The sequence below is a fragment of the uncultured Nitratireductor sp. genome (assembly GCF_913053745.1).
Lineage (GTDB): Bacteria > Pseudomonadota > Alphaproteobacteria > Rhizobiales > Rhizobiaceae > Nitratireductor.
Genome location: NZ_CAJXGF010000053.1, coordinates 1 through 26,974, shown reverse-complemented (window position 1 = coordinate 26,974; position 26,974 = coordinate 1). Strand labels below are relative to the sequence as shown.

Annotated in this window: 26 protein-coding genes; 12 read left to right on the top strand and 14 right to left on the bottom strand. The window is 61.5% G+C overall.

Going from position 1 to position 26,974, the window contains the following annotated elements; all coding sequences use genetic code 11:
• Positions 1–210 precede the first annotated feature (210 nt).
• Together QZ638_RS10695 and QZ638_RS10690 are read right to left on the bottom strand one after the other, a co-directional pair.
• Positions 211–1,536, bottom strand: a complete 1,326-nt coding sequence (locus QZ638_RS10695) for an aspartate aminotransferase family protein (protein ID WP_295809896.1) — start codon at positions 1,534–1,536, stop codon at positions 211–213.
• Complete coding sequence (locus tag QZ638_RS10690) at positions 1,533–2,438, bottom strand: MurR/RpiR family transcriptional regulator (protein WP_295809893.1); 906 nt, start codon at positions 2,436–2,438, stop codon at positions 1,533–1,535. The genes QZ638_RS10695 and QZ638_RS10690 overlap by 4 nt, the downstream gene beginning before the upstream one ends.
• Positions 2,439–2,519: 81 nt before the next feature.
• Here QZ638_RS10690 and QZ638_RS10685 point away from each other — a divergent pair, with 81 nt between their 5' ends.
• The 7 genes from QZ638_RS10685 (at position 2,520) to QZ638_RS10655 (ending at position 8,180) form a co-directional block, all read left to right on the top strand.
• Positions 2,520–3,374, top strand: coding sequence for a 3-keto-5-aminohexanoate cleavage protein (locus tag QZ638_RS10685; protein WP_295809890.1), 855 nt, complete (start codon positions 2,520–2,522; stop codon positions 3,372–3,374).
• Between the two features lie 81 nt (positions 3,375–3,455).
• Entirely contained in the window at positions 3,456–3,869 is a 414-nt protein-coding gene (locus tag QZ638_RS10680) for an OsmC family protein (RefSeq protein WP_295809887.1), read from the top strand.
• An 88-nt stretch (positions 3,870–3,957) separates the two neighbouring features.
• Positions 3,958–4,755 carry a 3-oxoadipate enol-lactonase gene (gene pcaD / locus QZ638_RS10675; protein ID WP_295809885.1) on the top strand — a complete coding sequence of 266 codons (798 nt, stop codon included), beginning with the start codon at positions 3,958–3,960 and terminating at the stop codon, positions 4,753–4,755.
• A gap of 39 nt (positions 4,756–4,794) precedes the next feature.
• The gene (locus QZ638_RS10670) at positions 4,795–6,867 is read left to right on the top strand and encodes a 3-hydroxyacyl-CoA dehydrogenase NAD-binding domain-containing protein (RefSeq protein ID WP_295809883.1); all 2,073 of its coding nucleotides are present in this window, start codon (positions 4,795–4,797) and stop codon (positions 6,865–6,867) included.
• Between the two features lie 91 nt (positions 6,868–6,958).
• Positions 6,959–7,381 carry a YeeE/YedE thiosulfate transporter family protein gene (locus QZ638_RS10665; protein WP_295809880.1) on the top strand — a complete coding sequence of 141 codons (423 nt, stop codon included), beginning with the start codon at positions 6,959–6,961 and terminating at the stop codon, positions 7,379–7,381.
• A 3-nt stretch (positions 7,382–7,384) separates the two neighbouring features.
• The gene (locus tag QZ638_RS10660; RefSeq protein ID WP_295809878.1) at positions 7,385–7,816 is read left to right on the top strand and encodes a DUF6691 family protein; all 432 of its coding nucleotides are present in this window, start codon (positions 7,385–7,387) and stop codon (positions 7,814–7,816) included.
• A gap of 25 nt (positions 7,817–7,841) precedes the next feature.
• The gene (locus tag QZ638_RS10655) at positions 7,842–8,180 is read left to right on the top strand and encodes a TIGR01244 family sulfur transferase (RefSeq protein WP_295809876.1); all 339 of its coding nucleotides are present in this window, start codon (positions 7,842–7,844) and stop codon (positions 8,178–8,180) included.
• A 58-nt stretch (positions 8,181–8,238) separates the two neighbouring features.
• On the opposite strand, the gene QZ638_RS10650 is transcribed toward QZ638_RS10655, so the two are convergent.
• The 4 genes from QZ638_RS10650 to QZ638_RS10635 all read right to left on the bottom strand — a co-directional run bounded on the left by QZ638_RS10650 (position 8,239) and on the right by QZ638_RS10635 (position 11,990).
• A complete protein-coding gene (locus QZ638_RS10650) occupies positions 8,239–9,561 on the bottom strand; it encodes a TRAP transporter large permease (protein WP_295809874.1) in 1,323 nt (440 codons plus the stop codon).
• Positions 9,558–10,088, bottom strand: a complete 531-nt coding sequence (locus QZ638_RS10645; RefSeq protein WP_295809872.1) for a TRAP transporter small permease — start codon at positions 10,086–10,088, stop codon at positions 9,558–9,560. The genes QZ638_RS10650 and QZ638_RS10645 overlap by 4 nt, the downstream gene beginning before the upstream one ends.
• Positions 10,089–10,265: 177 nt before the next feature.
• The gene (locus tag QZ638_RS10640; protein WP_295809868.1) at positions 10,266–11,315 is read right to left on the bottom strand and encodes a TRAP transporter substrate-binding protein; all 1,050 of its coding nucleotides are present in this window, start codon (positions 11,313–11,315) and stop codon (positions 10,266–10,268) included.
• Between the two features lie 207 nt (positions 11,316–11,522).
• A complete protein-coding gene (locus QZ638_RS10635; RefSeq protein WP_295809867.1) occupies positions 11,523–11,990 on the bottom strand; it encodes an Lrp/AsnC family transcriptional regulator in 468 nt (155 codons plus the stop codon).
• 144 nt (positions 11,991–12,134) lie between these two features.
• Here QZ638_RS10635 and hppD point away from each other — a divergent pair, with 144 nt between their 5' ends.
• Positions 12,135–13,247: a 4-hydroxyphenylpyruvate dioxygenase gene (hppD, locus tag QZ638_RS10630; RefSeq protein WP_295809865.1), complete on the top strand. Its 1,113-nt coding sequence runs from the start codon at positions 12,135–12,137 to the stop codon at positions 13,245–13,247.
• 54 nt (positions 13,248–13,301) lie between these two features.
• Here the strand turns inward: hppD and QZ638_RS10625 are convergent, their stop codons facing one another.
• The 5 genes from QZ638_RS10625 to hmgA form a co-directional block, all read right to left on the bottom strand.
• Positions 13,302–13,499 (bottom strand): DUF2783 domain-containing protein, encoded by a 198-nt coding sequence (locus QZ638_RS10625; protein WP_295809863.1) that lies wholly within the window; start codon positions 13,497–13,499, stop codon positions 13,302–13,304.
• 2 nt (positions 13,500–13,501) lie between these two features.
• Positions 13,502–15,118, bottom strand: a complete 1,617-nt coding sequence (locus QZ638_RS10620; protein WP_295809861.1) for an FAD-dependent oxidoreductase — start codon at positions 15,116–15,118, stop codon at positions 13,502–13,504.
• A gap of 220 nt (positions 15,119–15,338) precedes the next feature.
• The gene (locus QZ638_RS10615; RefSeq protein WP_295809858.1) at positions 15,339–16,289 is read right to left on the bottom strand and encodes an MBL fold metallo-hydrolase; all 951 of its coding nucleotides are present in this window, start codon (positions 16,287–16,289) and stop codon (positions 15,339–15,341) included.
• The gene (locus QZ638_RS10610) at positions 16,289–17,308 is read right to left on the bottom strand and encodes a fumarylacetoacetate hydrolase family protein (protein WP_295809856.1); all 1,020 of its coding nucleotides are present in this window, start codon (positions 17,306–17,308) and stop codon (positions 16,289–16,291) included. Before QZ638_RS10610 ends, QZ638_RS10615 begins: the two co-directional genes overlap by 1 nt.
• Positions 17,309–17,399: 91 nt before the next feature.
• Entirely contained in the window at positions 17,400–18,713 is a 1,314-nt protein-coding gene (hmgA, locus tag QZ638_RS10605; RefSeq protein WP_295809853.1) for a homogentisate 1,2-dioxygenase, read from the bottom strand.
• A 107-nt stretch (positions 18,714–18,820) separates the two neighbouring features.
• On the opposite strand from hmgA, the gene QZ638_RS10600 reads away from it, so the two are divergent.
• The 3 genes from QZ638_RS10600 to QZ638_RS10590 are packed head-to-tail and all read left to right on the top strand — an operon-like array spanning position 18,821 to position 19,981.
• On the top strand, positions 18,821–19,267 hold the full coding sequence (locus QZ638_RS10600; protein ID WP_295809851.1) for a MarR family transcriptional regulator: 447 nt from the start codon (positions 18,821–18,823) through the stop codon (positions 19,265–19,267).
• 52 nt (positions 19,268–19,319) lie between these two features.
• Positions 19,320–19,577: a type II toxin-antitoxin system Phd/YefM family antitoxin gene (locus QZ638_RS10595; RefSeq protein WP_295809848.1), complete on the top strand. Its 258-nt coding sequence runs from the start codon at positions 19,320–19,322 to the stop codon at positions 19,575–19,577.
• On the top strand, positions 19,574–19,981 hold the full coding sequence (locus tag QZ638_RS10590; protein ID WP_295809847.1) for a type II toxin-antitoxin system VapC family toxin: 408 nt from the start codon (positions 19,574–19,576) through the stop codon (positions 19,979–19,981). Before QZ638_RS10595 ends, QZ638_RS10590 begins: the two co-directional genes overlap by 4 nt.
• 5 nt (positions 19,982–19,986) lie before the next feature.
• Here QZ638_RS10590 and tdh read toward each other — a convergent pair whose 3' ends face one another.
• The 3 genes from tdh to QZ638_RS10575 all read right to left on the bottom strand — a co-directional run bounded on the left by tdh (position 19,987) and on the right by QZ638_RS10575 (position 23,653).
• The gene (tdh, locus tag QZ638_RS10585) at positions 19,987–21,021 is read right to left on the bottom strand and encodes an L-threonine 3-dehydrogenase (protein ID WP_295809845.1); all 1,035 of its coding nucleotides are present in this window, start codon (positions 21,019–21,021) and stop codon (positions 19,987–19,989) included.
• A 40-nt stretch (positions 21,022–21,061) separates the two neighbouring features.
• Positions 21,062–22,249, bottom strand: coding sequence for a glycine C-acetyltransferase (locus tag QZ638_RS10580; protein ID WP_295809843.1), 1,188 nt, complete (start codon positions 22,247–22,249; stop codon positions 21,062–21,064).
• Between the two features lie 192 nt (positions 22,250–22,441).
• Positions 22,442–23,653 carry an acyl-CoA dehydrogenase gene (locus QZ638_RS10575; protein ID WP_295809899.1) on the bottom strand — a complete coding sequence of 404 codons (1,212 nt, stop codon included), beginning with the start codon at positions 23,651–23,653 and terminating at the stop codon, positions 22,442–22,444.
• A gap of 166 nt (positions 23,654–23,819) precedes the next feature.
• Between QZ638_RS10575 and QZ638_RS10570 the strand changes: the two genes are divergently transcribed.
• Positions 23,820–26,162, top strand: a complete 2,343-nt coding sequence (locus tag QZ638_RS10570) for a hypothetical protein (protein ID WP_295809841.1) — start codon at positions 23,820–23,822, stop codon at positions 26,160–26,162.
• The last annotated feature ends 812 nt before the right edge of the window (positions 26,163–26,974 follow it).

Below are 26,974 nucleotides of genomic sequence, written 5' to 3'. Positions count from 1 at the left end.
AACCTCAAGGTAAGTGCATCTGGCAAAGTCTAGCTCCCTCTCCCATTGGGAGAGGGTGGGGGTGAGGGGAGCAAAATTCTCGGGGATACGGAAAGTCTCAAACCCCTCACCCGGAGCTTTGCTCCGACCTCTCCCAATGGGAGAGGTAACTTGGTGCCGTACCTATCGAATTCGATCAAATGCGAACCTGCCTCTGATCCAGCTTTAGCCTTAACCGGCCAGGGCCGCATCCACCGCATCGCCGAGACGTTCGACAATGGCGTCGATGTGGCTTGGCTCGGAAATGAACGGCGGCGCGATCAGCACGTGATCGCCGTTCAGCCCGTCGATTGTGCCGCCCATCGGGTAGACCATCAGGCCGCGCGTCATCGCCTCCTTCTTCACCGCCACGTTCACCCTGCGCGCCGGATCGAACGGTTCTTTCGCTGAACGCTCTGCAACCAGTTCGAGGCCCAGGAACAGGCCACGCCCGCGAATGTCGCCCACATTGGCGTGGTTTCCGAAGCGCGTCTCCAGACGCTCGCGCAGATAGCCCCCCGTCTCGCGTACATTGGCCAGAAGTCCGTCGCGCTCGATCACCTCCTGCACGGCCAGCGCGGCGGCGCACGCCATCGGATGGCAGATATAGGTGTGGCCATGCTGAAAGAGGCCCGATCCTTCCGCGAAGGCATCGAAGATGTGCTGTCCCAGAAGCACTGCGCCAATGGGTTGATACCCGCCGCCGAGCCCCTTGGCGACGGTCAGCATGTCCGGCGCTATCCCGTCCTGCTCGCAGGCATGCATGGTGCCCGTGCGCCCCATGCCGCACATCACCTCATCGAGAATGAGGAGCACGCCATGGCGATCGCAGATCTCGCGGATGCGTTTGAAATAGCCGTTCACCGCCGGCACCGCGCCTGCCGTCGCCCCCACCACCGGTTCGGCCACGAACGCCATCACCGTGTCCGGCCCCAGTTCCTCGAGCTTGTCTTCCAGCGCCTGCGCGGCGCGAAGACCGTAAGCCTCTTCGGTTTCTCCGGTCTCCTGATGGCGATAGGCGTAGCACGGTTCGATGTGATGGGTTTCGATCAACAGTGGCTTGAACGGCTCGCGCCGCCAGGCATTGCCGCCGGTCGCCAGCGTGCCCAGCGTGTTGCCGTGATAGCTCTGCCGGCGGGCGATGATCCTGCGCCGCTGCGGCTCGCCCTTCTCGACGAAGTATTGCCGCGCCATCTTCAGCGCCGCCTCGTTCGCTTCCGATCCGCCGGACACGAAATAGGCATGGCTGATGCCCTCCGGCGCGCCGGCGATCAGGCGATCCGCAAGACGTTCAGCCGGTTCATTCGTGAAGAAGCTTGTATGGGCATAGGCAAGCGTATCCGATTGCTTCTTCAGCGCATCCACCACGTCGGGATGGCCGTGGCCAAGGCATGAAACGGCGGCTCCGCCGCTCGCGTCGATATAGGCATTGCCGGCCTCGTCGAAGAGTTCGACCCCGCGACCGCCCCTGGCAACAGGCAACGAGGCGTGGATCTGGCGATGCAGTATGTGTGTCATGTGGTTTTTCCGGAACGATGCGCGCGGGGCGCGGGATCGAGCAAATGGGTGTTGAGTGTCGAGAGCAGAGCTTCGGTTTTTCCGATTTCCTCCAGCGCCTCCTCTCCGCCCTCGCCCGCTACCAGTGCGGCAAGTATTTCGGCCGCCACGAAGGCCGGTGCCATCGTGTGGAGGAAGGAGGGGCTTTCCGTCGAAACGAGCACGCACCGGTCGGCCAGTCCCGCAAGCGGCGAAACCGGGCTGTCGGTCAGCGCCACGACGGTCAGTCCGAGCGCCTTGGCATTGGTCGCCGCCTCGATCGTCGCCCGGGTGTAAGGCGCCACCGTGATCGCGAAGAACACATCTTCCGAGCCGGCATGACGCAGCCGGTCGAGTCCCGCGCCGTTCACATGGTCGAGGAGTTGCGCTTTCTCACCGAGAAAACTCATGGAATAGGCAAAGTGTGCCGCCACCGTATGGCTGGAGCGCAGCCCGAAGCAGTAGATGCGGCGCGCTGCGGCCATGGTCGCCGCTGCGCGCGCCAGCGCCTCCAGTGTGCCGGCTTCAGCGAGATTGCCAAGCTGCGCCGCCGACTGCGCCGCGATATCGCGCGCCAGCGCGTGACTGCCGCCCTGCCTTTGTCTGGCAACCTGTTCTCCCGCCTTTCCGGCAAAGCCGAGCGCCTTTTCCTTCAGCGCTTCGCCGTGAAGCTGGCGCAGTTCGTCGTAACCCTCAAAGCCGAAACGCTTCGCGAGCCGCGTCATCGTCCACGGCTGAACGCCCGCCCGGCGCGCCTGCTCACGCATGGAAAGCAGCGCCACATCGCCGGGATTGTCGAGAACGTAGCGCGCCGCCGCCCCGAGTTGCCCCGGCAACGTTTCGAAGGAGTGGGTTATGCGGTCAGCAAGCGTGGCACGATCCATGATCTCTCATCCTAGACGGACGTTTCCGCATATGCAACAAATGTTGCATTTCATTATTCAATGCTTCGACTGGAGTATCTCGTGACCGCATCCGCCAATGTCCATCGCGCCGCCATCGCCGTCGCCCCCAATGGCGGACGGCGCACCCGGGCGGATCATTCCGCCCTGCCGCAAACGCCCGGGCAACTGGCCGAAACCGCCGCGGCTTGTCTCGACGCGGGTGCGGCCATGATCCATTGCCACGTGCGTGACGGAGAAGGTCGTCATATCCTCCATGCCGATGCATACCGCGACGCGATCGCCGCCATCAGAAAGGCGGTGGGCGACCGGCTCGTAATCCAGATCACCACCGAGGCCGTTGGCCGATACGGCGCGCGCGAGCAGATGCAGGTGGTTCGCGACATACGCCCGGAAGCCGCCTCGCTCGCCCTGCGCGAACTGGTGCCCGACGCCGCGCACGAAGAGGAGTTTTCGAAATTTCTCTCCTTCATGCGCGCGGAAAACATCGCACCGCAGATCATCCTCTACCATCCGGAAGAGGCGCTGCAGCTCAAGCGCATGATGGCGCATGGCCTCATCCCCTTTCCGGACATTCCGGTTCTCTACGTGCTCGGTCGTTACACGGAGGGTCAGCGCTCCGATCCCGCCGACCTCCTGCCTTTCCTCGACGAGGCCATGCCCGACTTCCCACATTTCATGGTTTGCGCCTTCGGTCCGCGCGAGGCCGCCTGCGTCACGGCCGCCTGCCTTCTCGGGGGTCATGCCCGCGTCGGCTTCGAAAACAATCTGCATCTCGCCAATGGCGAGATCGCGCCCGACAACGCGGCCATCGTGTCGGGCGTTGCCACGGCGCTGACATCTCTCGGCACCTCCCTGGAGAGTGCGGATGGCCTGCGCGAAAGCTGGGGACTTGGCACACCGGCAACGGGTCGCTGAAGTCGTGCCTCTTCTCCGGTGGACGCGAGACAGGTGCATGCTTACATGTGGGCCATCCGAATTGTCTTTCTGGAGTGTCTCATGGCGATCCGCATCAAAGCCAAAACCTACGGTCCCTTCACCACCGCCATCGGCCCCGGCAAGGTGATTCACGTCGACACCGCGCCGAAGCAAACCGTCGCCATTACCTCGCCTTCCACGGAAGAAGCCGGAACGCCCGTCGACTTCATGATCTCCGCCCTCGGCGCCTGTCTCGCGCTGTCCTTCCATCACGCCGCCCAGGAAATGAAGATCGACGTCGGCACGGTCTCCGTTGAGGTGAGCGGCAAAAAGGCCGAGGATCTGCCCGACCGCATCGGCAGCTACGACGCCACCGTCTCGCTCGACACCATGCCCGGCGAGGATGAATGCGCCGAGCTTATCAAACGAGCAAAGGCGCGCTGCACCGTTTCGAACTCGCTGAACGGCGAGGTCAACATGCAGATGGCCGGCTGACGGGATTTCGGTTGCCGCATCGATTGACGCCGCCGTCCCCTTCTCCCATACAGAAGCCGCCTTGCGGCAAACCGAGGGAGGAGAGCGCATGAACTTCGCACGCGTAAACGGCGTCGTCATTCATCATGAAGTCCGGGGAACGGTCGGCAAACCCGTTCTCGTCTTTTCCAACTCGCTTGGCACCGACTTCCGCATCTGGGATGCCGTCGTCGCGCGGCTCGAATCCGAGTACCGCATCGTTCTCTACGACAAGCGCGGGCACGGCCTGTCCGAAGGCACGCCGCAGCCCTACGCGCTGACCGACCACGTCGACGACCTCGCCGCCCTTCTCGACCATCTGGACATAACGGGTGCGACCATTGTCGGCCTCTCCGTCGGCGGCATGATCGCCCAGGGCCTCGCCTCCCGCTGGCCGCACCTCGTCTCCCGTCTCGTGCTCTGCGACACCGCCCACAAGATCGGCACTGAAGAGCTTTGGAGCACCCGCATCGAGACGGTGAACACCAGGGGCATCGCCGCCATTTCCGACGGCATTCTCGAACGCTGGTTCACCGCCGCTTTCCGTTCGCCGGAAAATCCGGATTTCATCGGCTACACGGCAATGCTCACCCGCACCGCGGTCGACGGTTATGCCGGCACCGGCTTCGCCCTTCGCGACGCGGATCTCACCGAATCCACACGCGCCCTGAAATTGCCGACGCTGTGCATTGTCGGCGACCGGGACGGCTCGACTCCGCCCGACCTCGTGCGCGAAATGGCCGACCTGATCGAAGGCGCGCGCTTCGAAATCGTGAAGGACGCCGGCCACCTGCCCTGCATCGAGCAGCCGGCGGCAACCGCCTCCCTGATCGCGGACTTCCTGCGCGAAACCACACCCGACGCCTGAACCGGCGCTGCCGGTATCCGGATGACAAGAGGAACTTGAATGAGCGACACCGTAAAAATCACCCGCGACAATGGCATTGCCGTCCTCACCCTCGACAATCCGCCGGTCAATGCGCTCGGCCATGCGCTACGCGCGCCGCTCTTCGAAGCGCTGGGTGAGGCAAAGGCCGACGATGCCGTTCAGGCCATCGTCATCGCCTGCGCGGGACGCACCTTCGTCGCCGGTGCCGACATTTCCGAGTTCGGCAGGCCACCGCAGGAACCCAGCCTTCCCGACCTGATCGCCATGCTCGAAAGCATCGACAAACCCACCGTCGCCGCGATCCATGGCACGGCATTGGGTGGCGGGCTGGAACTCGCCCTTGGTTGCCACTACCGCATCGCCGAGAAGTCCGCCATGATCGGCCTGCCCGAAGTCAATCTGGGCCTCATTCCCGGTGCCGGCGGCACGGTGCGCCTGCCGCGCCTGATCGGCCCCGAGGCGGCCTTGAAACTGATCGTCTCCGGCAAGCCTATCGGCATGGCAGACGCGCTCCGGCTCGGTGCCGTCGACCGACTGGCCGCAAGCGACCTTGTGGCCGAAGCTGTCGCCTTTGCCCGCGAAAAGGCGGCCCCCGGCAACGCTCACACCCATATCCGCGCCCGCGATGAAAAACTCGCCATCGACCTCGCCGCCTTCGATGAAGCGGTGAAGGCCGCGACGAAAAAAGCGCGCGGTCTCACCGCGCCGCACACGGCAGCCGAGGCCGTCCGCAACGCCATCACCATGGATTTCGATGCAGCGCTCGACCGCGAGCGCGAACTCTTTTTGGAGCGCCGCGACAGCGCTGAGTCCGCTGCCCAGCGCCATCTCTTCTTCGCCACCCGCGAAGCGACCAAGGTGCCCGGCGTCGGCCGCGAGACCGAGGCGCGCAAGATCGCCCGTGCCGGTGTCATCGGCGCGGGCACGATGGGCGCCGGCATCGCCATGGCGCTCGCCAATGGCGGCATCCCCGTCACCATTCTGGAGATGAACGAGGACGCCATCGCACGCGGTCTGGCCCATGTCGACAAGACCTATACCGGATCGGTCAAGCGCGGCTCCATCGCGCCTGAAGAGAAGGAAGCGCGCCTGTCGCGCATCTCCGGCACGACCGATTATGCGGATCTGGCCGATTGCGACATCCTTGTCGAAGCCGTGTTCGAGGATATGGGCGTCAAGCGCCAGGTCTTTACCGCGCTCGACAGGGTGCTGAAGCCCGGCGCGATCCTCGCCTCCAACACCTCCTATCTCGACGTCAACGAAATCGCCGCCACCACCGAGCGCGCCCAGGATGTGGTCGGGCTCCATTTCTTCTCGCCCGCTCATGTCATGAAACTCCTGGAGATCGTGCGCGGTGACGAGACCGCGCCCGATGTCATCAAGACGGCGCTGGCGCTCGCGCGAAAGATCGGCAAGGTTCCCGTCGTCGTCGGCGTGTGCAACGGCTTCGTCGGCAACCGCATGCTGGCCGCCCGGCGCGAGCAGAACGAAGACCTCCTTCTCTCCGGTGCAACGCCCGAACAGGTCGATAAGGTCTTCACCGATTTCGGCTGGCCGATGGGTCCGTTCCAAATGGTGGACCTTGCAGGTCTCGACATAAGCTGGAAGCACCGCCAGTCTTTGGGGCTCACCGCACCCATCGCCGACACGCTTTGCGAAGCCGGCCATTTCGGCCAGAAGGCCGGACGCGGCTTCTATCTCTACGAGGAGGGTTCGCGCGCGCCGAAACCCGATCCCTTCGTTCAGGACCTTATCGAGAAGAAAGCGGCGGAGCTTGGCCTGGAACGCCGCGACATCGGCGCCGACGAGATCACCGAGCGCACGCTCTACCCGATGATCAACGAGGGCGCGAAAATCCTCGAAGAGCGCATTGCCGCCCGCGCCTCGGACATCGACGTGGTGTGGGTCAATGGCTACGGTTTTCCGGTTGCCAAGGGCGGGCCGATGTTCTGGGCCGAGCGTTTCGGAATCAAGACCGTCGTCGAGCGGCTGGAACACTGGCATCGGAAGACGGGCAATCCCGTTTTCGAACCCGCTCCGCTTCTTCGCCAGCTCGCACTTACCGGAGGCGGCTTTGCCGATCTCGTATAACCGTACACGCCCATCACCGACTCTTGGCATCGAGACGAGCGCAGCCCCATATTCAACCCGTCTTTGAAATCATGGCGACGGAGTCGCAGGGATGACCGAGTTTACCCCCATAGCCTCGCTTGCCGGTGGTGCGCTGATCGGCCTCGCGGCGGTCGTTCTCATGGCCTTTAACGGGCGGATTGCTGGCATGACCGGCATTCTTTCAGGCCTTCTTCCTCCACAGGAGAACGCCTGGCAATGGCGCACCGCGTTCATCGCCGGTGCCATCGTTGCGCCGCTGCTAATGGTTCTGGGCGGCGCGGCAATCCCCTTCCGGGTTCCGGTGTCGACAATCGCCCTTGTCGCTGGCGGCTTGCTTGTGGGCATCGGCGTCACTTTCGGCAATGGCTGCCCGAGCGGTCATGGCGTTTGCGGCATTTCACGCGGCTCGATCCGCTCCGTCGTAGCCGTCGTCACCTTCATGGCCACGGCCTTCGCCGCCGTGTTCATCATCCGTCATGTGATCGGAGCCTGAGCGATGAAACAGCTTCTCTCAGCTCTCTGCGCTGGCCTTCTTTTTGGCACAGGCATCGCGCTTTCGGGCATGATCAACCCCGCGAAGGTTTTGAATTTCTTCGACATCGCGGGCACTTGGGATCCGAGCCTTGCTTTCGTCATGGGCGGCGGTCTTGCGGTCGCGGCGCTTGGCTACCGCCTTTTGTTCGGCGTGCGCGAAAAGCCGCTTCTTGCAGAACGCTTTCAGCTTCCCACACGCAATGACCTTGACCCGCAACTGATCGGCGGCGCCGCCGTTTTCGGCATTGGCTGGGGCATTGCCGGCTTCTGTCCGGGCGCGGCCATACCCGCCCTCGGGCTCGGTTATGCGGACACGTTGGTGTTCCTGGCTTCGCTCATTGCTGGCATTCTCGTGGCCAAAGGGCTCAAGGCCCATTTCTTTACCGCCGTGTAAAACAGAAAAGAGATTGAGGAAAACGATGAATATCAAGAAGATTTCCGACGACTACGCGGTTTCACCGCAGATCGCCGCCGAAGATGTCGTCACCATCAAACAGGCTGGATACAAGAGCATCGTCTGCAACAGACCCGATGGCGAGGATGCCGGCCAGCCCGCCGTCGAAACCATCGCCAGGGCAGCCGAAGAGGCGGGCCTCGCCTTTCGGCATGTGCCGGTCGTTTCCGGCGCGATGACGCTCGACGATGTGACCGGCATGGCCGCCGCGCTCAAGGAGCTTCCCGGTCCTGTGTTTGCATATTGCCGCAGCGGCACGCGTTCGGCCAATCTCTACAGCATCATCCAGGAACGCGGGCTCTAACTCCACAACACGAGCGGGAGGAAGGCAGGCGCGCGCCGGCCCGCCTTCTCCCCCTGGATCAATAAAGCCAGCGCATCAGGAAAAGCGAGATCGCCGGGAACAGCGTCAGCAGCGCCACGCGCAGAATGTCGCTGATCACGAAGGGCATCACGCCGCGATAGGTCGCCGAGATCGGCGTGTCCTTGGCCATGGAATTGAGCACGAAAAGGTTCATGCCCACCGGCGGCGTAATCAGCCCCACCTCCACGACGATCAGCACCAGAATCCCGAACCAGATGGCGAATTCCTCCGCCCCCAGCCCGAAGTCGAGAACCGTAACGATCGGGAAGAAGATCGGAATGGTCAGAAGGATCATCGACAACGAATCCATCACGCAGCCGAACAACAGATAAAGCAGCAGGATCAGCGTCAGCACCATCCACGGGCTGTAACCCTGCTCGCTGACGAAAGCCGCCATTTGCTGCGGCACCTGCGCCAGCGCCAGGAACGAATTGTAGAACCCTGCCCCCAGAACGATAAAGAAGATCATCGCCGTGGCGGTCGCAGTCGCCAGGATCGACTCGATGAAGGTCTCGCGTGTCAGTCCGCCATTGATGAGCGCGATCAGCCCGGTGCCGGCCGCGCCCACGGCCGCGCCCTCCGTCGGCGTGAACACACCGAGATAGATGCCGCCGACAACGGCCAGGAACACCACCAGAACCGGCCACACATCGAGCAGCGCACGCGCCCTTTCCGAATAGGGTGCGCGCTCACGCGTGCCGGCGGAGTCCGGCCACAGCCGCACATAGATCGAAATGGCGAGCATATAGCCGATTGCCGCCAGAACGCCTGGCACGAAGGCCGCGACGAACAGTTTGGCGATGTTCTGCTCGGTCAGGATGGCATAGATCACAAGAATGACCGATGGCGGTATCAGAATGCCAAGTGTGCCGCCGGCAGCCAGCGTGCCGGTGGCGAGCGCACCCGAATAGCCGTAGCGGCGCAGTTCCGGAAGCGCCACCTGGCTCATTGTCGCCGCCGTCGCCAGGGACGAGCCGCAGATGGCGCCAAAACCGGCACAAGCGCCGACCGCTGCCATGGCGACGCCGCCGCGCCGATGGCCCATCCATGTTTCCGCCGCCTTGAACAGCGCGCGTGACATGCCGCCCAGCGTCGCAAACTGCCCCATCAGCAGAAACAGCGGCACGATGGAAAGCGAATAGCCGGAAAAAGTCGAATAGGTTTCGTTCTTCAGCTTGGCGAGCACGGGCGTGACGTTGCCGAACACGATCCAGCTTCCGCCCAGTCCGCACAGAAGCATGGCAAGACCGATGGGCAGGCGCAGGAAGATCAGAAGCAGAAGAAGCGGAAAGGACCAGAGGCCGATTTCAAGATTGGTCAATGGACGCTCCCCTGTCCGATTTCCGGCATCGGCGTGCCCGCCTTCAGCTCACGGTAACGCACGAGGATCATGTAAAACGAAACGATCACCGCGATGATCGCCGCCGCCAGACAGGCCGCATAGGGCCACCAGAGGGGGAATTGCAGAATGAACGTGGTCTCGTTGTAGCTCAGCTTGTCGAGCATGCCGTAATAGAGCTGACGGGCGATCAGCACCAGAACGAGAGTCATGACGATTTCGGTCGCCAGATCGATCGCATGGTTCACGCTGTTCGGCAGAAAGGTGGTGAAGATATCGACCGTGGCGTGGCCCCGGTTGAGCTGGCACCAGGGCAGGAACGCGAAAACGGCAAAGCCGACACCGGCCTGAACCAGTTCGAAATCGCCCGGCACCGGGCCAAGCCCCATGCGCACGAAGGCACGGCCGGTGATGCTTGCCACCGTCATCACGATTACGGCAGCCAGAACGATGCCGCCCAGAATGGCCATGACCCTGGCCAGCCAGACAACGATGCTCGATAGTTTCATGCCCCTTCCCGTCCCATTGCGTTCCCGCGCATTTTCGTTCGTTTCCGGTCGGGTGCGACGACGTTAGCCAGCCGCTCCTCCCGGCGCAAGCGCCAGGCGCACCCAGCGCAACGCGAACCAGTCACAAAACAGGGCGGACCGCCAGGGCCCGCCCCGTTTTCATGACCGAACGCGGCTTCATTGATTGGTGTATTGATCGATCAGGGCGCGGGCCTCGTCGATCAGCATCTGACCGTCGATTCCTTTGTCCTTCATTTCCGAAACCCACTGCTCGTAGACTGGTTCGGCCGCCGTCTTCCAGGCCTGGGTATCCTCGGCGCTGATCTCGATGATGTTGTTGCCGCGATCGACGGCAATCTTCCGGCTTGGAACGTCTGCGCCCGCCTGTGTTTTGCCGGCGAAGGCCGCGAATTCCTGGCCGGAATTGTCGTCGAGGACCTTTTTCAGATCGTCCGGCAGGCTTTCATACTTGGCCTTGTTCATGGCCAGCACGAAAGTCGTCGTGTAAAGCGCATGATCGCCGCCGAATTCCGTGTGGTTCGACACCAGCTCCGGAACTTTCAGCGCCGGCGTAACCTCCCACGGGATCACGCAGCCGTCGATCACGCCCTTGGACAGCGCTTCGGTAATCTGCGGCACCGGCATGCCCACCGGCGTCGCGCCAAGCTGGCCGAGCAGCGAGTTGATGATACGCGTGGGCGCGCGGATCTTCATGCCCTTCAAGTCGTCGAGCGTCTCGATCGGTTCCTTGGAGTGCAGCATGCCCGGACCGTGAACCCAGACGCCCAGCACATGCGTGTCCTTGAACTCGGTGTCCTTCATGTGCTTTTCGAACAGATCCCAATAAGCGCGCGATGTCGCTTCCGCATTGGTCATCATGAAAGGAAGCTCGAACACTTCCGTGGAGGGGAAGCGGCCCGGATTGGAGCCCGGCAGCGTCCACACAATGTCCACGATACCGTCGCGCGCCTGATCGTAGAGCTGCGGCGGCGTGCCGCCGAGCTGCATGGCGGGATAGCGCTCGATCTTGATACGTCCGTCCGATTCCTCTTCGACCTTGTCCGCCCAGGGGTCGAGCACCAGTTTGGGCACATTGGCCTGTGGCGGCAGGAATTGGTGCAGCCGGAGTGTCACCTCCTGCGCGAATGACGAGCCCGTGGCGCCCACGAGCCCCGTTGCGGCGACGGCCGCCGCCAAAGCCAGTTTTCTGACGGAAAATGGTTTCATGCTTCTCCTCCCGATTGCATGCCCCGAAGCGTCCGGAATGACGCTCTGTGTTCGCTTGACGATAACGGCCGGTGCGTCTCCCATCGTCGCGCCGACCGCCCGAGGCCTGAGTATCCACTGGAACCCCGCCTCTCGTCCAGCCGCGACTTTAACGGAAATTATGTAACAATAAAGAGAAAATTCCCGACGAATTCGTAACGCAAAACGTCAAAGCGGCAATGCGCCGGTTTCCTTGAGGGTCTCGAGCACGATGGCGCTTTTCACATGCTGGACAGAGTCGTGCGGAAGGAGCACGCCGTTGACGAATTCGGAAAGCGATTTCAGGTCCGGCGTCACGACCTTGAGGATGTAATCCATCTCGCCCGTCAGCGCATGAGCCTCTTGCACTTCGGGCAACCGGGCGAGCAATTCGCCGAAGCGGCGGGCATTGTCGGGGTTGTGCGTGGCAAGCGTTACGGTGATGATGTTGACGAGAGGAAACCCGAGCCTGTCGCGGTCGAGCATCGCCGCATAGCCGCGAATATAGCCCTCCTCCTCAAGCCTTTGCCGACGGCGGGAACATTGCGAAGGCGATAAGTTCACGCGCTCCGATAAATCGTTGTTGGTCAGCCGCGCATCCACCTGCAAGAGAGCTAATATCTTGCGGTCATATCCGTCAACACGCGCATCAGCCATGCAATTTTCCTCCTTCATGCACGATACAAGCGTCCTTCTCACAAAACGCGCCCCAGAATGCAAGCAGCTTGCAGCGCAAACCGCCTACAATGACCCATGGCGTTCAAAAACGCTCGCATTTCCCAGATCAGGAGGAGTTATTCCATGGGTCCGTTTCCTCACGACGCACCGCCGCCGGAAATCAACGACGAGAACCCCGCAGGCACGGACGGTTTCGAATTTGTCGAGTTCGCCCATTCGGAACCGGAAAAGCTCGCCGAACTCTTCACCAGGATGGGATACGCGCAAGTTGCCCGCCACAAGACGAAGAAGATCTCCGTCTGGCGCCAGGGCGATATCAACTACATCGTCAACGCCGAACCCGGCAGTCACGCCATGCGTTTCGTCGAGGAGCACGGCCCCTGCGCCCCGGCCATGGCCTGGCGCGTTGTCGACGCGCAGCACGCTTTCGATCATGCCGTCTTAAAAGGCGCCGAGCCCTATGAAGGCGACGACAAGACGCTCGACGTGCCGGCCATTGTCGGCATTGGCGGTTCGCTGATCTATTTCATCGAGACCTATGGCGCGAAAGGCTCGGCCTACGAAAACGAGTTCGACTGGCTGGGCGAAAAGAACCCGCGTCCCGAGGGCGTCGGCTTCTATTATCTCGACCACCTCACCCACAATGTCTATCGCGGCAACATGGACAAATGGTGGGATTTCTACCGCGAGCTTTTCGGTTTCTCGCAGATCCACTATTTCGACATTGACGGCCGCATCACCGGTCTCGTCTCGCGCGCCATCACCAGCCCTTGCGGCAAGATCCGCATTCCGCTCAACGAGTCCAAGGACGACACCAGCCAGATCGTCGAATATCTGAAGAAATACAACGGCGAAGGCATCCAGCACATCGCGGTCGGCACGGACGGCATCTACGATGCCACCGACAAGCTCGCCGACAATGGCCTTAAATTCATGCCCGGCCCGCCCGAGACCTATTACGAGCGCAGCCACGACCGCGTGCAGGGCCATGACGAGCCCATCGATCGCATGAAGCAGCACGGCATCCTGATCGACGGCGAAGGCGTGGTGAATGGCGGCATGACCAAGATCCTGCTGCAGATCTTTTCCAAGACCGTCATCGGTCCGATCTTTTTCGAGTTCATTCAGCGCAAGGGCGACGAGGGCTTCGGCGAAGGCAATTTCCGCGCCCTGTTCGAATCGATCGAGGAAGACCAGATCCGCCGCGGCGTCATCAAGGTGGACGCGGCCGAATAGGACACGTGGAGAAGGGGCACGGCCGACAACGGCCCGCCCCTTCTTTCATGCCTCTCAGGCGTCGCGCGCCGCCGCCAGAACGTTTCGGATCGTCTCCAGATCGCCCACCTGATTGGCCAGGAGCAGCACGAGTTTCGCATTGAGCCGCGCGCTCTCCTCGAAGCTCAGCCCCTCATGCGCATCCATCAGCGCCGCGTAGAAATCGTCGCCGTCGGGCCCCAGCCTGTCACGGCCGATATCCGTCCTGTCCATTCTCATTCCCTCCCCATCGCATGGGTCATCGCGGCGGCGATCTCATGGGCGTCGGGCTGTCTGAAAACAGCCGCCACATGCTGGTCGGGCCGCAGCAGATAAAGCTGGCCCGTGCCATAGCGTGCGGCGACCGCCCCCTCACTGTCCTCGACATGCGCCACACCGTCCACCGCCGCAGCACCGGGTTTCGTAACCTGCACCACATGCAGCCCGGCAGGCAGGCCGACGGGCGGATCGCACTCGACCGCCAGAAGCACAAAGCCGCCGCCCGCCTCGCCGAGCAGCCATGAAGGCTCACCGCCCACGCGCACCGGCGCATCGGGCATCACCTCCCCCGGCGCGAGCGGCCCGTTGCCGTCCCAGGCCGCTTGCAGCGTGCAGCCGTTCAGCGAGCACGGTTTCGAAAGTCGCCCCGAATTCACCAGCCGCCGCGCGAAGTCATGGTCCCGCGACAGCGCCAGAATGCTGTCGCGGAACATGCGCTCCATCGCACTCTTCGGCGTCATGAAAGATGTCGAGCGCGCCGAGTTCAGAATGTTCTCGTCGGCGCCGCGAAGGCGCTCCTCGTCATAGGTCTCGATCAGCGACGGCGGCGCGTCGCCCTTCACGACCAAAGCCAGCTTCCAGCCGAGATTGTCGATGTCCTGAATACCGCCATTGCCGCCACGCGCACCGAAAGGCGAAACGATGTGCGCGCTGTCTCCGGCGAAGATCACGCGGTCGTGCACGAAGCGTTCAAGTCTGCGGCACTGGAACGTGTAGACCGACACCCAGTCCAGCTCGAATTTCGAATGGCCGATCACCTTTTCGATACGCGGAACGACATTCTCCGGTTTCTTTTCCTCGTCGGGGTCGGCTTCGGGCCCAAGCTGGAGATCGATGCGGTAAATGTTGTCCGGCTGCTTGTGCAGCAATGCCGACTGCCCGTTGTGGAACGTCGGTTCGAACCAGAACCAGCGCTCGGATGGAAAGTCCGCCTTCATCTCCACATCGGCGATCAGGAAGCGCTCCTCGAACACCTGGCCGGCGAAATCGAGCCCCAACATTCTGCGCACGGGCGAACGCGCACCGTCGCAGGCGATCACCCAGGCCGCATCCATTGCATAAGGACCGTCGGGCGTCTCCACCTGAAGGCGCACATCGCTGCCCTTCTGCTCAAGGCCGACAACCCGGTTTTTCCAGCGCAAATCGATCAAGTCGGGAAAGTCGGCCGCCCGCTCCACCAGATACTGTTCGACATAATACTGCTGCAGGTTGATGAAGGCGGGCATCTTGTGCCCCTCTTCGGGCAACAGGTCGAAATTCCAGACTTCGCGATCGCGGTGGAAGAGCCGCCCCACCTTCCAGGTCACGCCCTTCTCGACCATCCGCTCGCCGACGCCCAGCCGGTCGAAAATCTCCAATGTGCGTTTCGACCAGCAGATGGCGCGGCTGCCCAGCGACACCACGTTGTTGTCGTCGAGAATCACAACAGAAACACCGCGCTGGGCCAGGTCGATCGCCGCCGCCAGGCCCACCGGCCCTGCCCCGATCACCGCCACGGGATACTGGCCGATATGCTCGCCGGCGAGTTCCGAAGGCGTCGTGTAGGGAAAGGGATTGTACTCGTAACGCGGCATTGGCTTTCGCCCTCCCGTTGAGCCGCTTTGTACGCGGAAAGAAACGGCTCGAACCTTCTTCCAGTTCACACGACCGGCATCGACTCCGCGCATCGGGTTGACGAGGCGCGACACGTCCCGCCGGCGTCAACGCCCCTCTCCCAACGACCCGGGAGAAGGGAATTGTCATCCTTACCGGCACGCCGTCCCCCAAAACGGGGCGACGGCTCGCTTTGTCGCGTTACCCCTGCAACGCGTCCCACATTTCCTTGTCGCGCTCGGCGGTCCAGATGCGCGGCGTGTCGATGCCCAGCGCCTCGTCATAAGCCCGCGCCACGTTGAACGGCAGGCAATGCTCGTAGATGGCATAGTCGGAGAATTTGGGATCGCATGCGGCGCGGCAAGCGTCCCACGCCTCCTTAAGCGTGCCGCCGCCCTGCGCCACGCGGGCCACCGGCTGATAGGTCGACATGACGAAATCGCCGGTCAGATCCAGCGCCTCGTTGACCATGTCCTGCCCCACGAGCGCGTCGCCGCGTCCCGGTGCGATGGCGTCGAGATCGAAAGCGCGGATTTCCTCCAGCGTCGCCGGCCAGTCGTGGAAGTGTCCGTCGCCGCAATAGCAGGCCGAGTGATATTCCACGATGTCGCCGGTGAACATCACATTGGCGTCCGGCACGAACGCCACGATATCGCCTGCCGTGTGGGCGCGGCCGAGGAACATCAGGTCCACCCGTCGCTTGCCCAGATACACCGTCATCGACTGCGAGAAGGTGGTGGTCGGCCAGGTCAGCCCTGGGATCGATTCATGCCCCTGAAACAGGCGCGGGAACCGCACGAACTCCGAATCCCAGTCCTCCCTGCCGCGTTCCACCACCATGGAACGAGCCTTGTCGCTCATGATCACGGTCGGCGCCTTGTAGGCCGAGGCGCCGAGCACGCGCACCGCATGATAATGCGTCATTACCAGATGGCTGATCGGCTTGTCGGTGACGGAACGCACCTTTTCGATCACCTTTTCGGCGAGCCGCGGCGTCGCCTGCGCCTCGATCACCATCACGGACTCGTCGCCGATGATGATGCCGGAATTGGGGTCCCCCTCGGCCGTGAAGGCCCACAGATCGCGGCCGATCTCGTCGAAGGAGATTTTCTTTTCCGTCAGATCGCCCGCGGATGCGAATTGCTTGGCCATTATGCGCCTTTCTCGTATTTCTGAACCGTCTGCTCGATTGCGCCGAAAATCGAATGGCCGTCGCCGTCCTTCATCTCGATACGCACCGTGTCGCCGAAGCGCATGAACGGTGTCTTCGGCTTGCCGTCATTGATCGTCTCGATCATGCGGATTTCCGCGATGCAGGAATATCCGACACCGCCCTCCTCAATCGGTTTGCCCGGCGCGCCATCCAGCTTGTTGGACACTGTGCCGGAGCCGATGATCGTACCGGCACAAAGCGGCCGCGTCTTCGCCGCATGGGCCACCAGCGTCGGGAAGTCGAAGGTCATGTCGATGCCCGCATTCGCCCGACCGAAGGGTTTTCCGTTGTAATCCACGCAAAGCGGCAGCGAGACCTTGCCGCCGTCCCAGGCGTCGCCCAGCTCCTCCGGCGTCACCGCCACCGGCGAGAAGGCCGAAGACGGTTTCGACTGGAAGAAGCCGAACCCTTTACCGAGTTCGGCGGGGATCAGGCCGCGCAACGACACGTCGTTGACCAGGACGACGAGGCGGATCGCTTCGCGTGCTTCCTCCGTCGTTGCGCCCATTGGCACATCGTCGACGATAACCCCAACCTCGCCTTCCATGTCGATCCCAAAAGCCTCATCGGCCATCACGATCGGATCGCGGGGCGCAAGAAACGTGTCGGACCCGCCCTGATACATCAATGGATCGGTCCAGAAACTCTCGGGCATCTCCGCCCCGCGCGCCTTGCGCACCAGTTCCACGTGATTGACATAGGCCGATCCATCCGCCCACTGAAAAGCGCGCGGCAGAGGCGAAAGCGCGTCGTGCTCATGGAAGCGCTCGGCCGGAACCGAACCATGATCCAGGCTTTCGGCAAGAGCTGCGAGATGCGAGCCGATTCGGGACCAATCGTCGAGCGCTGCCTGCAGCGTCGGCGCAAGAAAGGATGCGTCGGTGCAGCGGGTCAGGTCGCGCGAGACAACAACCAGTTTGCCGTCGCGCGTTCCGTTTTTCAGCGTGGCGAGTTTCATGCAATGTCCTTTATGCGTTGGGAAAGACGCGCAACCGGCGCAGGTCCATCGGACCGACGCCGATCATATCGCTTGTGAACGCTCCGGTCGATCAGGACCAGTCACCCTCCGGCGTGCCGTTGAAGCGCTTCTTCAGATCGGTCCAGCAGTCGATGTAATTCTCCTGCAACGTATCTGTCTCCGCGGCAAAACGGGTCAGGTGCTGCGGCAATCGGCTTTCGAACATGAAGGCCATGGTCTCCTCGAGCTTGACCGGTTTCAGCTCCCCGTGGCTCGCCTTCTCGAAACCGAAAGCATCCGGTCCGTGCGGCAGCATCATGTTGTGCAGCGAGGCGCCGCCTGGCATGAAACCCTCTTCCTTGGCGTCATACTGCCCTTTGATCAGCCCCATGAACTCGCTCATGATGTTGCGATGGTACCAGGGTGGGCGAAAAGTGTGCTCGGCAACCAGCCAGCGCGGCGGGAAGATCACGAAGTCGATATTCGCCGTGCCCTCCTCGCCGGATGGCGCGGTCAACACCGTGAAGATCGACGGATCGGGATGGTCGAACAGGATCGCGCCCACCGGCGAGAACGTCGAAAGGTCGTATTTGTATGGTGCGTAATTGCCGTGCCAGGCCACCACGTCGAGTGGCGAATGGCCGATCTCGGTCACATGAAACCGACCGCACCATTTCACGAACAGGCGGCAGGGTGTTTCCTTTTCCTCGTACCACGCAACCGGCGTCTTGAAGTCGCGCGGATTGGCCAGACAGTTCGCGCCAATCGGCCCACGGTCCGGCAGGGTGAATTTCGCGCCGTAATTCTCGCACATATAACCGCGCGCCGGCCCGTCCATGAGTTCGACCTGAAAGATCATCCCGCGCGGCAGGATGGCGATCTCGCCGGGCAGTATCTCGATAATGCCCATCTCGGTTTTCAGCCGCACGCCGCCTTCCTGCGGCACCAGCATCAGCTCGCCATCGGCGTTGAAGAAATAGTCGTCGACCATCGACGTGTTGAAAGCGTAGACATGGGTCGCCATGCCCGCCTGCCCCTGAACGTCGCCTGCCGTCGTCATGGTGCGCACGCCCGACAGGAAATCGCTCTCCTCATCGGGCATCGGCATCGGGTCCCAGCGCAACTGGCCCAGGGCCAATTGGTGATCGTTGTCATTGGGTGCGGATTTCCATGTGTCGAAATTGACGGCTTTGAAGCGGCCCGTATGCTTCACGCTCGGGCGGATGCGGTAGAGCCAGGAGCGCTCATTGGTGCCACGCGGCGCGGTGAAAGGCGACCCGGAAAGCTGTTCGGCATACAGTCCATAAGCCGGGCGCTGTGGCGAATTCTGCCCCTGCGGCAGTGCGCCGGGCAGGCTCTCCGTTTCGAAATCGTTGCCGAAACCCGGCATGTATTGCACGGTCATATGTTCCTCCATGCATGGGGATTCAGGAATTGGTTGCAATCGTAACCATGCCGAATGTAACTATCAACGACGCCGGAAGGAAAACCCGCAGTTTCACAAGGACCCCGATGCCCGATCCGACCATGCTCGCCCTGGAAGACTTCCTTCCCTATCGTCTGACGCGCCTCACCGATGCGATCAGCCGCGACTTTTCGCAGGCCTATCGCGCGCGGCTCGGTCTGACCCGGCCCGAGTGGCGCACGCTCGCCACGCTCGGCCAGTTCGGCACCATGACGGCAACCGAGGTCGGCGCGCATTCTGCGATGCACAAGACCAAGGTGAGCCGCGCCGTCGCCGCGCTGGAAAAACGCCGCTGGCTCGCGCGCGAGCCGGACACCCGGGACCGTCGGGTCGAGCGCCTTACGCTCAGCAAGATCGGTCAGAAGGCCTATGAAGACATGGTCCCGGTGGCTCACAGATTCGAGGCGGGCCTTCTTGCCCGCATGAAACCGGAAGAACGAAAGGCGCTTCTGGCCGGCCTCGCCGCGCTGGAGCGCGCCGCATTGACGGATTAGCGTTCACATTCCATATTAATGGTCAAATTGACCAGTTGAAATGACCTTTACTATGAAGACATTGACCGCGACCGAAGCAAAGAGCCAGTTTGCCGCCCTGCTTGGCGATGTCGAACGGGGTGAGACCATACTCATCACACGGCACGGCAAGACCGTGGCGCGCATTGTTCCCAATGAGATGGAAACATCTGCACAAATGCGCGCTGGCAACGCCGTCAGGAAGCTGCGGTCGCTGCGCGAGAGCCTGCCCAGAACCGGAACCTCGCTGGAGGACATGCTGTCATGGAAGCATGAGGATCACCGCTATTGACGCGGTTCGTTCTCGACGCTTCGATAGCCGCGGCCTGGCTCCTGCCCGACGAAGAGCATGAACACGCTCTTACGGTGCAGGAAAGTCTCCTCACATCGCAAGCCATCGTGCCGCCGATCTGGTGGTTCGAGATATGCAATCTGCTTATCATGTGCGAGCGTCGCAAGCGCCACACGCCTGCGATCACACAGGCCATTCTGAACGCGCTTTCCGACCATCCCATCTTCATCGAAGACGAGATCGATCCTGCAAACTTACTGCATCTCAGCCGTCTGCATGGCTTGACCGTCTATGACGCTTGCTATCTGGAGATCGCGCAGCGCCACGCCATGCCGCTGGCGACACTCGACCGCAAACTTGCCGCTGCTGCAGTCGCTGAGAACGTATCCCTGTTCGCCTCGTAAGCGCCCTACCAGCTCATCACCACCTTGCCGGCCTGGCCCGAGCGCATCGCATCGAAACCGTCGCGGAAGTCGTCGACCTCGATACGATGGGTGATGAGATCGCGCACATCGAGCCGCGTCTGCACCAGCGCGATCATCTTGTACCAGGTCTCGAACATTTCGCGCCCATAGATGCCCTTCAGATGCAGCATCTTGAAGATCACCTTGTTCCAGTCGATCTCGAAGCCCGCCGGCGCGATGCCCAGAATGGCGATCTTGCCGCCATTGTTCATGGCGTCGATCATGTCGCGGAAGGCGGGGGCCGCGCCCGACATTTCAAGCCCCACATCGAAACCTTCCGTCATGCCGAGCTGGCGCATCACTTCCGGCAGCGTTTCGTCCGCCGCGTTCATCGTGTGCTGAACGCCGAGCTTCTTCGCAAGCTCCAGCCGGCCCGGATTGATGTCGGTGATGACCACCTTGCGCGCGCCCACGGCCTGCGCCACCAGCGCGCCCATGATGCCGATCGGTCCCGCCCCCGTCACCAGCACGTCCTCGCCCACGAGATCGAAGGACAGCGCGGTGTGAACGGCATTGCCCAGCGGATCGAAGATCGCCGCGATCTCGTCTGGAATGTTGTCGGGGATCGGCACCACATTGTGCTGCGGCAGGGCGATGAATTCGGCAAACGCACCGGCGCGGTGAACGCCCACGCCCAGCGTGTTGTGGCACAGATGCCCGCGCCCCGCCCGGCAGTTGCGGCAATGGCCGCACACGATGTGCCCCTCGCCCGAAACGCGCTGGCCGGGCTTATACTCCGTCACCGCCGAGCCGACCTCCGTCACCTCGCCGACGAATTCATGCCCCGTCACCAGCGGCACCGGCACGGTGTTTTGCGCCCACTCGTCCCAGTTCCAGATATGCACGTCCGTGCCGCAGATCGCCGTCTTCTTGACCTTGATCAAGACGTCATTCGGCCCCACCTCGGGCACCGGCACCCGCTCCATCCAAAGCCCTTCCTCCGGCTTCGATTTCACGAGCGCCTTCATCATGTTGGACATGGTCGATTATCCTTCCAAAGCGAAATCTGCGATCCGCGCCCTACGCGATCACCCCAAGCTCACGCCCCACTTTCGCGAACGCCTCCACCGCGCGGTCGATATCGTCGGCCGAATGCGCCGCCGACATCTGCGTGCGGATGCGCGCAGCCCCCTTCGGTACCACGGGGAAGGAGAAACCGATCACATAGATGCCCTCCTCCAGAAGCCGCGCCGCCATCTTCTCGGCAAGGGCCGCATCGCCCAGCATCACCGGAATGATCGGATGGTCGGCGCCCGCAAGCTTAAACCCGTTCTTCTCCATCCCCGCGCGAAAGCGTGCCGTATTGTCGTAAAGCCTTTTGCGCAGGGCCCCGCCGCCCGCCACCATGTCGAACACTTTTAGCGAAGCCGCCGCAATCACCGGGGCCAGCGTGTTGGAAAAGAGATAGGGCCGCGAACGCTGGCGCAGCCAGTCCACCACCTCCGCCTTGGCACAGGTATAGCCGCCAGACGCCCCACCCAGCGCCTTGCCCAGCGTGCCCGTCATGATGTCGACGCGCCCTTCCACGCCGCAATGCTCCGGCGTGCCGCGCCCGTTTTCGCCCACGAAACCGACCGCATGGCTGTCGTCCACCATCACCATCGCATCGTATTTTTCCGCGAGATCGCAGACCGCGCCCAGATTGGCGACGATGCCATCCATGGAGAAAACGCCATCCGTCGCGATCAGCCTGAAGCGCGCGCCCTCGGCCTTCTTCAGGCATTCCTCAAGCGCTGCCATGTCGTTGTTGGCATAGCGATGGCGCTCGGCCTTGCAAAGCCGCACCCCGTCGATGATCGACGCATGGTTGAGCGCATCGGAAATGATCGCATCTTCCGGCCCCAGCAGCGTCTCGAAAAGCCCCGCATTGGCATCGAAGCACGAGGAATAGAGGATCGTGTCCTCATAGCCCAGAAAGCCCGAAATCTTCGCTTCCAGCGCTTTGTGCTCTTCCTGCGTGCCGCAGATGAAACGCACCGAGGCCATGCCATAGCCATAGCGGTCCAGCGCGGCCTTCGCCGCCGCGCGCAGTTCCTCATTGTCGGCAAGGCCCAGATAATTGTTGGCGCAAAAGTTCAGCACCGTCCGCCCGCCGCTCTCGATCTCGGCCGACTGCATGGAGGTGATGACCCGCTCGGACTTGTAAAGCCCCGCCTCTTTCAGGCCATCGAGTTCTAAGCGCAGATGGGAAAGAAAGGACGCGGTCATGAACACCTCGGATCGAACGGGAACAGGCTTTCCCTCCTCTACTACAGAGTGAGACCGCTTTCGACCATCGACTTTTCTGCAATGCTTCTCCGCCGCACCGCGAACCCGCCCGCCACCCGAAACGAAGAAAGAGGCAGGCGCCGCAGCACCCGCCCCTTCTCAATCCCAGCGCAAGATGCGCGCGTCACCCGATCAGAAAAACGCCTGCAGCCCTGTCTGCGCGCGGCCGAGGATCAGCGCGTGAACGTCATGCGTGCCCTCATAGGTGTTCACCGTTTCCAGGTTCTGCGCATGGCGCATCACGTGATATTCGATCTGGATGCCATTGCCGCCGTGCATGTCGCGGGCCATCCGCGCAATATCCAGCGCCTTGCCGCAATTGTTGCGCTTGACGAGCGAGATCATCTCCGGCGCCATCTTGCCCTCGTCGAACAGCCGGCCAACCCTGAGGCTCCCCTGAAGCCCAAGCGCGATTTCCGTCTGCATGTCGGCAAGCTTCTTCTGAAAGAGCTGCGTTTGCGCCAGCGGCTTGTCGAACTGCTTGCGCTCCAGCCCATATTGCCGCGCCCGGTGCCAGCAATCTTCCGCCGCCCCCATCGCGCCCCAGGAAATGCCATAGCGCGCGCGGTTCAGACAGCCGAACGGCCCACCGAGCCCTTCCGCATTGGGCAAAAGCGCATCCTCGCCCACGTCCACGCCGTCCATCACGATCTCGCCGGTGATCGAGGCGCGCAGCGAAAGCTTGCCGCCGATCTTCGGCGCGGAAAGCCCCTTCATGCCCTTTTCCAAGACGAAACCGCGGATCTTGCCGCCATGGGCCGCCGATTTCGCCCACACCACGAACACATCGGCAATCGGCGAATTGGAGATCCACATTTTCGAGCCGGTCAGCCTGTAGCCGCCGTCGATCTTGTCGGCGCGCGTCTTCATGCCGCCGGGATCGGAGCCCGCATCCGGCTCGGTCAGGCCGAAACAGCCGATCCACTCGCCCGACGCCAGTTTCGGCAGATATTTCTTGCGCTGTTCTTCCGAGCCATAGGCATGGATCGGGTACATCACCAGCGAGGACTGCACGCTCATCATGGAGCGATAGCCCGAATCGATGCGCTCCACCTCGCGCGCCACCAGCCCGTAGGACACATAGCCGGCCCCCACGCCGCCATACTCCTCCGGCACCGTCACGCCCAAAAGCCCCGCCGCGCCCATCTCGCGGAAGATGTCCGGGTCGGTTTCCTCGTTCATATATGCATGCTCGATGCGGGGGCTAAGCTTGTCGGCGGCGAAGGCGGCGGCCGCATCGCGGATCATGCGCTCTTCATCGGTGAGCTGCTCTTCCATGAGGAAGGGATCGTCCCACACGAACGTCGATCTGGATGATTTCGCCGCGGATTTCTGTGCTTCCATGTTCATTCATGCCTTCCTGATGCGGTTGCGCTCTTTCGAGCCTTCTGCAGCCAGATGGTCTCACCTGACCTCCGCGCAAATGCGGAAAAACCAATAGCCAAAACGTGCCTTGCGCGCCGCAAGGGCGCATGCACTCCTGACGCCTGAGCGGAGCATACAGCATCCTATGCCAAATTACTTCAAGCTTAAAATGATTTTTTGGAAGGGGATTGTGACGGAAGGGGATGGATGGGGGGAGTTTCATGACGGTCGTTTGCTGTCGAAGTTTGGTATCCCGAAAGCGAACTCTCAAAGCGATGACGTTGATTTGGCTCGGTTCCGTAAGCATTATGAAGTAATAGTTATCGCGATATCAAAGCTGGCTATCATTCAACGCGCGAATTGGGACGTTAAAGGATTCAAAGTGGCTGCTGACCTCACTCGATCTACTGCTCGCGTGTACGGCGCGTTGACCGCGTTGGGAGACGGGTCAACCGACTTGCTGGAACGTTTGTTGCCATTCTTCGAACCGATATTGCGGCCGTCCCAGGGCAATCGCTTCGATGCCGAGTCCTTCGCGCGGGAGGTCCGAGAGAGCTATAGGTGGAATTTCAATACTGACGTGGTGGAGGTTTTTGTACCAAGACTTGTTGGCGCGGGCTGGCTGACTCCCGACCAGCCAGCTGCCGAGGTAACGAACTACACGATCACGCTACCTGATCAGATATTGAACGTCGAATTGGAGGCTACCGCGGAGAGCGAACTACGAGCAGTCTCTGAGCAATTTCAAACCTTCGCGCAAGAGCTGTCGCCGCTCACGTCGATCCCGAGAACGGTTGAGGAGTTTGAGGACATATTGATCGAGTGGCTTCTTTACATCGAAGCCTATAGCGAAAAGAATATCGAATTTTCCACTCGCACCGAAAAAGCACCCTCGGGAACGCTGCGGCAGGTGGTAGAGATACCTCGCACAACCAACTTGAAAGACGAGGAGCGCTTTCTGTGTGCGAGATTTGTTGAACACGCAGTGAATCGCGACCCCAAGGCTGCCGAAACGCTTTCACGTATCGCATCTATCGGCCTACTTACGGAAGTCGTCCAAGACTTCGTCAAACCTGTTACTCCGGTGGAGACGTCAAACCTAGTAGTCTATCTGGATGCACCGGTCGCTATGGAATTATTGGGCGTGTCCGGTAAGGCCGCCAGAGAAAACACTGAGCCTGTTGTTGCGGAATTGAAGCGGATAGGCGCGAATGTGCGCACCTATGGCCAGAGCATTGATGAGATCAAGCACAACTTGGCAGCCGTTCTCAAAAGCGTGCGTCCGACTGGGCCTACCGCACAAGCTATTGCTAGAGGCGATGTCATGCGGGAATTCGTGGCGCAAGTCGCAGCAGACCCTGAGACGTATTTGGAAGCTGAAGGTATTGGCACTACTTATCGAACACTCGATCAGACACCGTCTGAACATGCTTATTTCACGGAAGACCACCGAACCGAGATTTACGGTGCGCTCAATTTCCAGCACAAACCACATGCGAGAGAGCATGACGCCACCGTGACTACGCTGATAATGAGACAACGTCGAGGCCACGAGAATCGCGATATATTCAAGTCTCGCTTCCTATTGATGACTAGAAATGGGCTACTCGCTCAACTCGTTCGTAGAAAATGTGGTGAGATGGGGCTGTTGTCCCCATCATCCATCCCGCCTGTCGTTCACCGCCGTGTTCTCACTGCATCGATGTGGTTGCGAACTGGGCTAGGCGCAAAGGACCTAGAGGTGCCGAAACGCCTGCTCTTGGCAAACTGCGAGCGTGTCCTCGCTATCCGGCCGAGTGTAGTTGATGCGGTGAAAAAGCTGACAGATGAGCTAGGCGATGAGGAGAAAACGCGGCAACTGGACCTGCTCGTGAGCCAGCACCGAAGTACTCAGATGCTAATGGATAAAACGCTTGGTGCTCCCGGCGTCCCTACCAAAGAGAACCTGGGCGAGTTGTTCGAGCAGATGTTGCACCCGCACATTGAAAAAGAGCGGAAACAGAGAGACGAAGCTGTCAGAAAGGAAAAGGAAAAAGGGAAGAGCCGCGTCGAGAAAGCAAGGGGAGAACTCAAGAAGGCACAAGCCGCCAAAGACGCTGCGGCGAAACAACTCAATGAGAGGCAAGCTGAAGACCTTGAAACCATGGAAGCACTTTGCAGGGACGTCGAGAGGTCTTTGAAAAAACGCAGGCGCAATCGGGGTTTGTTTGGCGGAGCTCTTACCCTCTTATTTTGCTCTCCTCCTCTATTGGGACCTTCTGCTTGGCAAAACTACCTCTCGTTCGTTTTGGCACTCCCACTTGGATATTGGACGATCACTGGGAACAAATTGATTGGGACACACACAACAGAAGACTATGCTAAGACGTTATTGTCGAAGACCGCTAGAGAGCGGGGTCTCACAACCAAGGCTTCTCGGTTTGAGGTGACGTGGAAAGGGAACAGCTTTCAGATTTCGCCAATCAAAGACACAGATAAGCTTATTTGAACACAGCCGGGCTTTTTGTGTGCCGCGCAGCGTTGTGTAGGGCCGGCGGCTTCCGGCCCCGAACACGCCGACAATGGAGTGTGCCGAACATCTTCCCATCTAGGGGAAAATTTGCGGCGGGAGCGTTTTCGCCAATCGCCAAGGGCGCGGAAGAGCGGCACCCCGGCCCCGCTTCTCAATAGGTCCCAGGTCAAGCCCGGGATGACGGGGAGCGGTGCGGGTGAACGCCGACACAGCCCTCGCCCTGAGCTTGTCGAAGGGCGAGGGCGGCATGAAGCGCGGCAGCGGCAATCGTAGTGCATGCCTTCACCCCCGCCCTTCGACAAGCTCAGGATGAGGGTGAAGGCTCGGCGATGCCGCGACTGTGGAAAGGCACCAGCGCCCGCGCCCCCTTCTCCCCGCGAGCGGGGAGAAGGTGAGGATGAGGGGCGAGCGGTGAGGGTGCAGAGTGAAATGAAGCCATCTCCGCTTCGTCATCCTCGGGCCTGACCCGAGGATCCATGCCGGTCGGCCAAAACCCGTCCGCAACGGTCACGGAATGGATCCCCGGATCAAGTCCGGGGATGACGAACGCGGAGGAAAGGCGCACCAACACATAAAACTCCACCAATTTTATCCCCGCCCGCAAATCCGCACCTATAATCTCCCCATCGCCCTTGTCGGGAACCGGGTCCGGAGCCGGGGATCAGGAAGGGCGGCGGCAGCCTCCCCCTTGGGCATCGGTGGTCCAAGGCTTGTGAGGGCCCGCGACAGGCCGGCGGCCGGTTTCAAGACCGGTTGCGGAGAAGCCGCTAGGGCGAAACCCGTCCGAG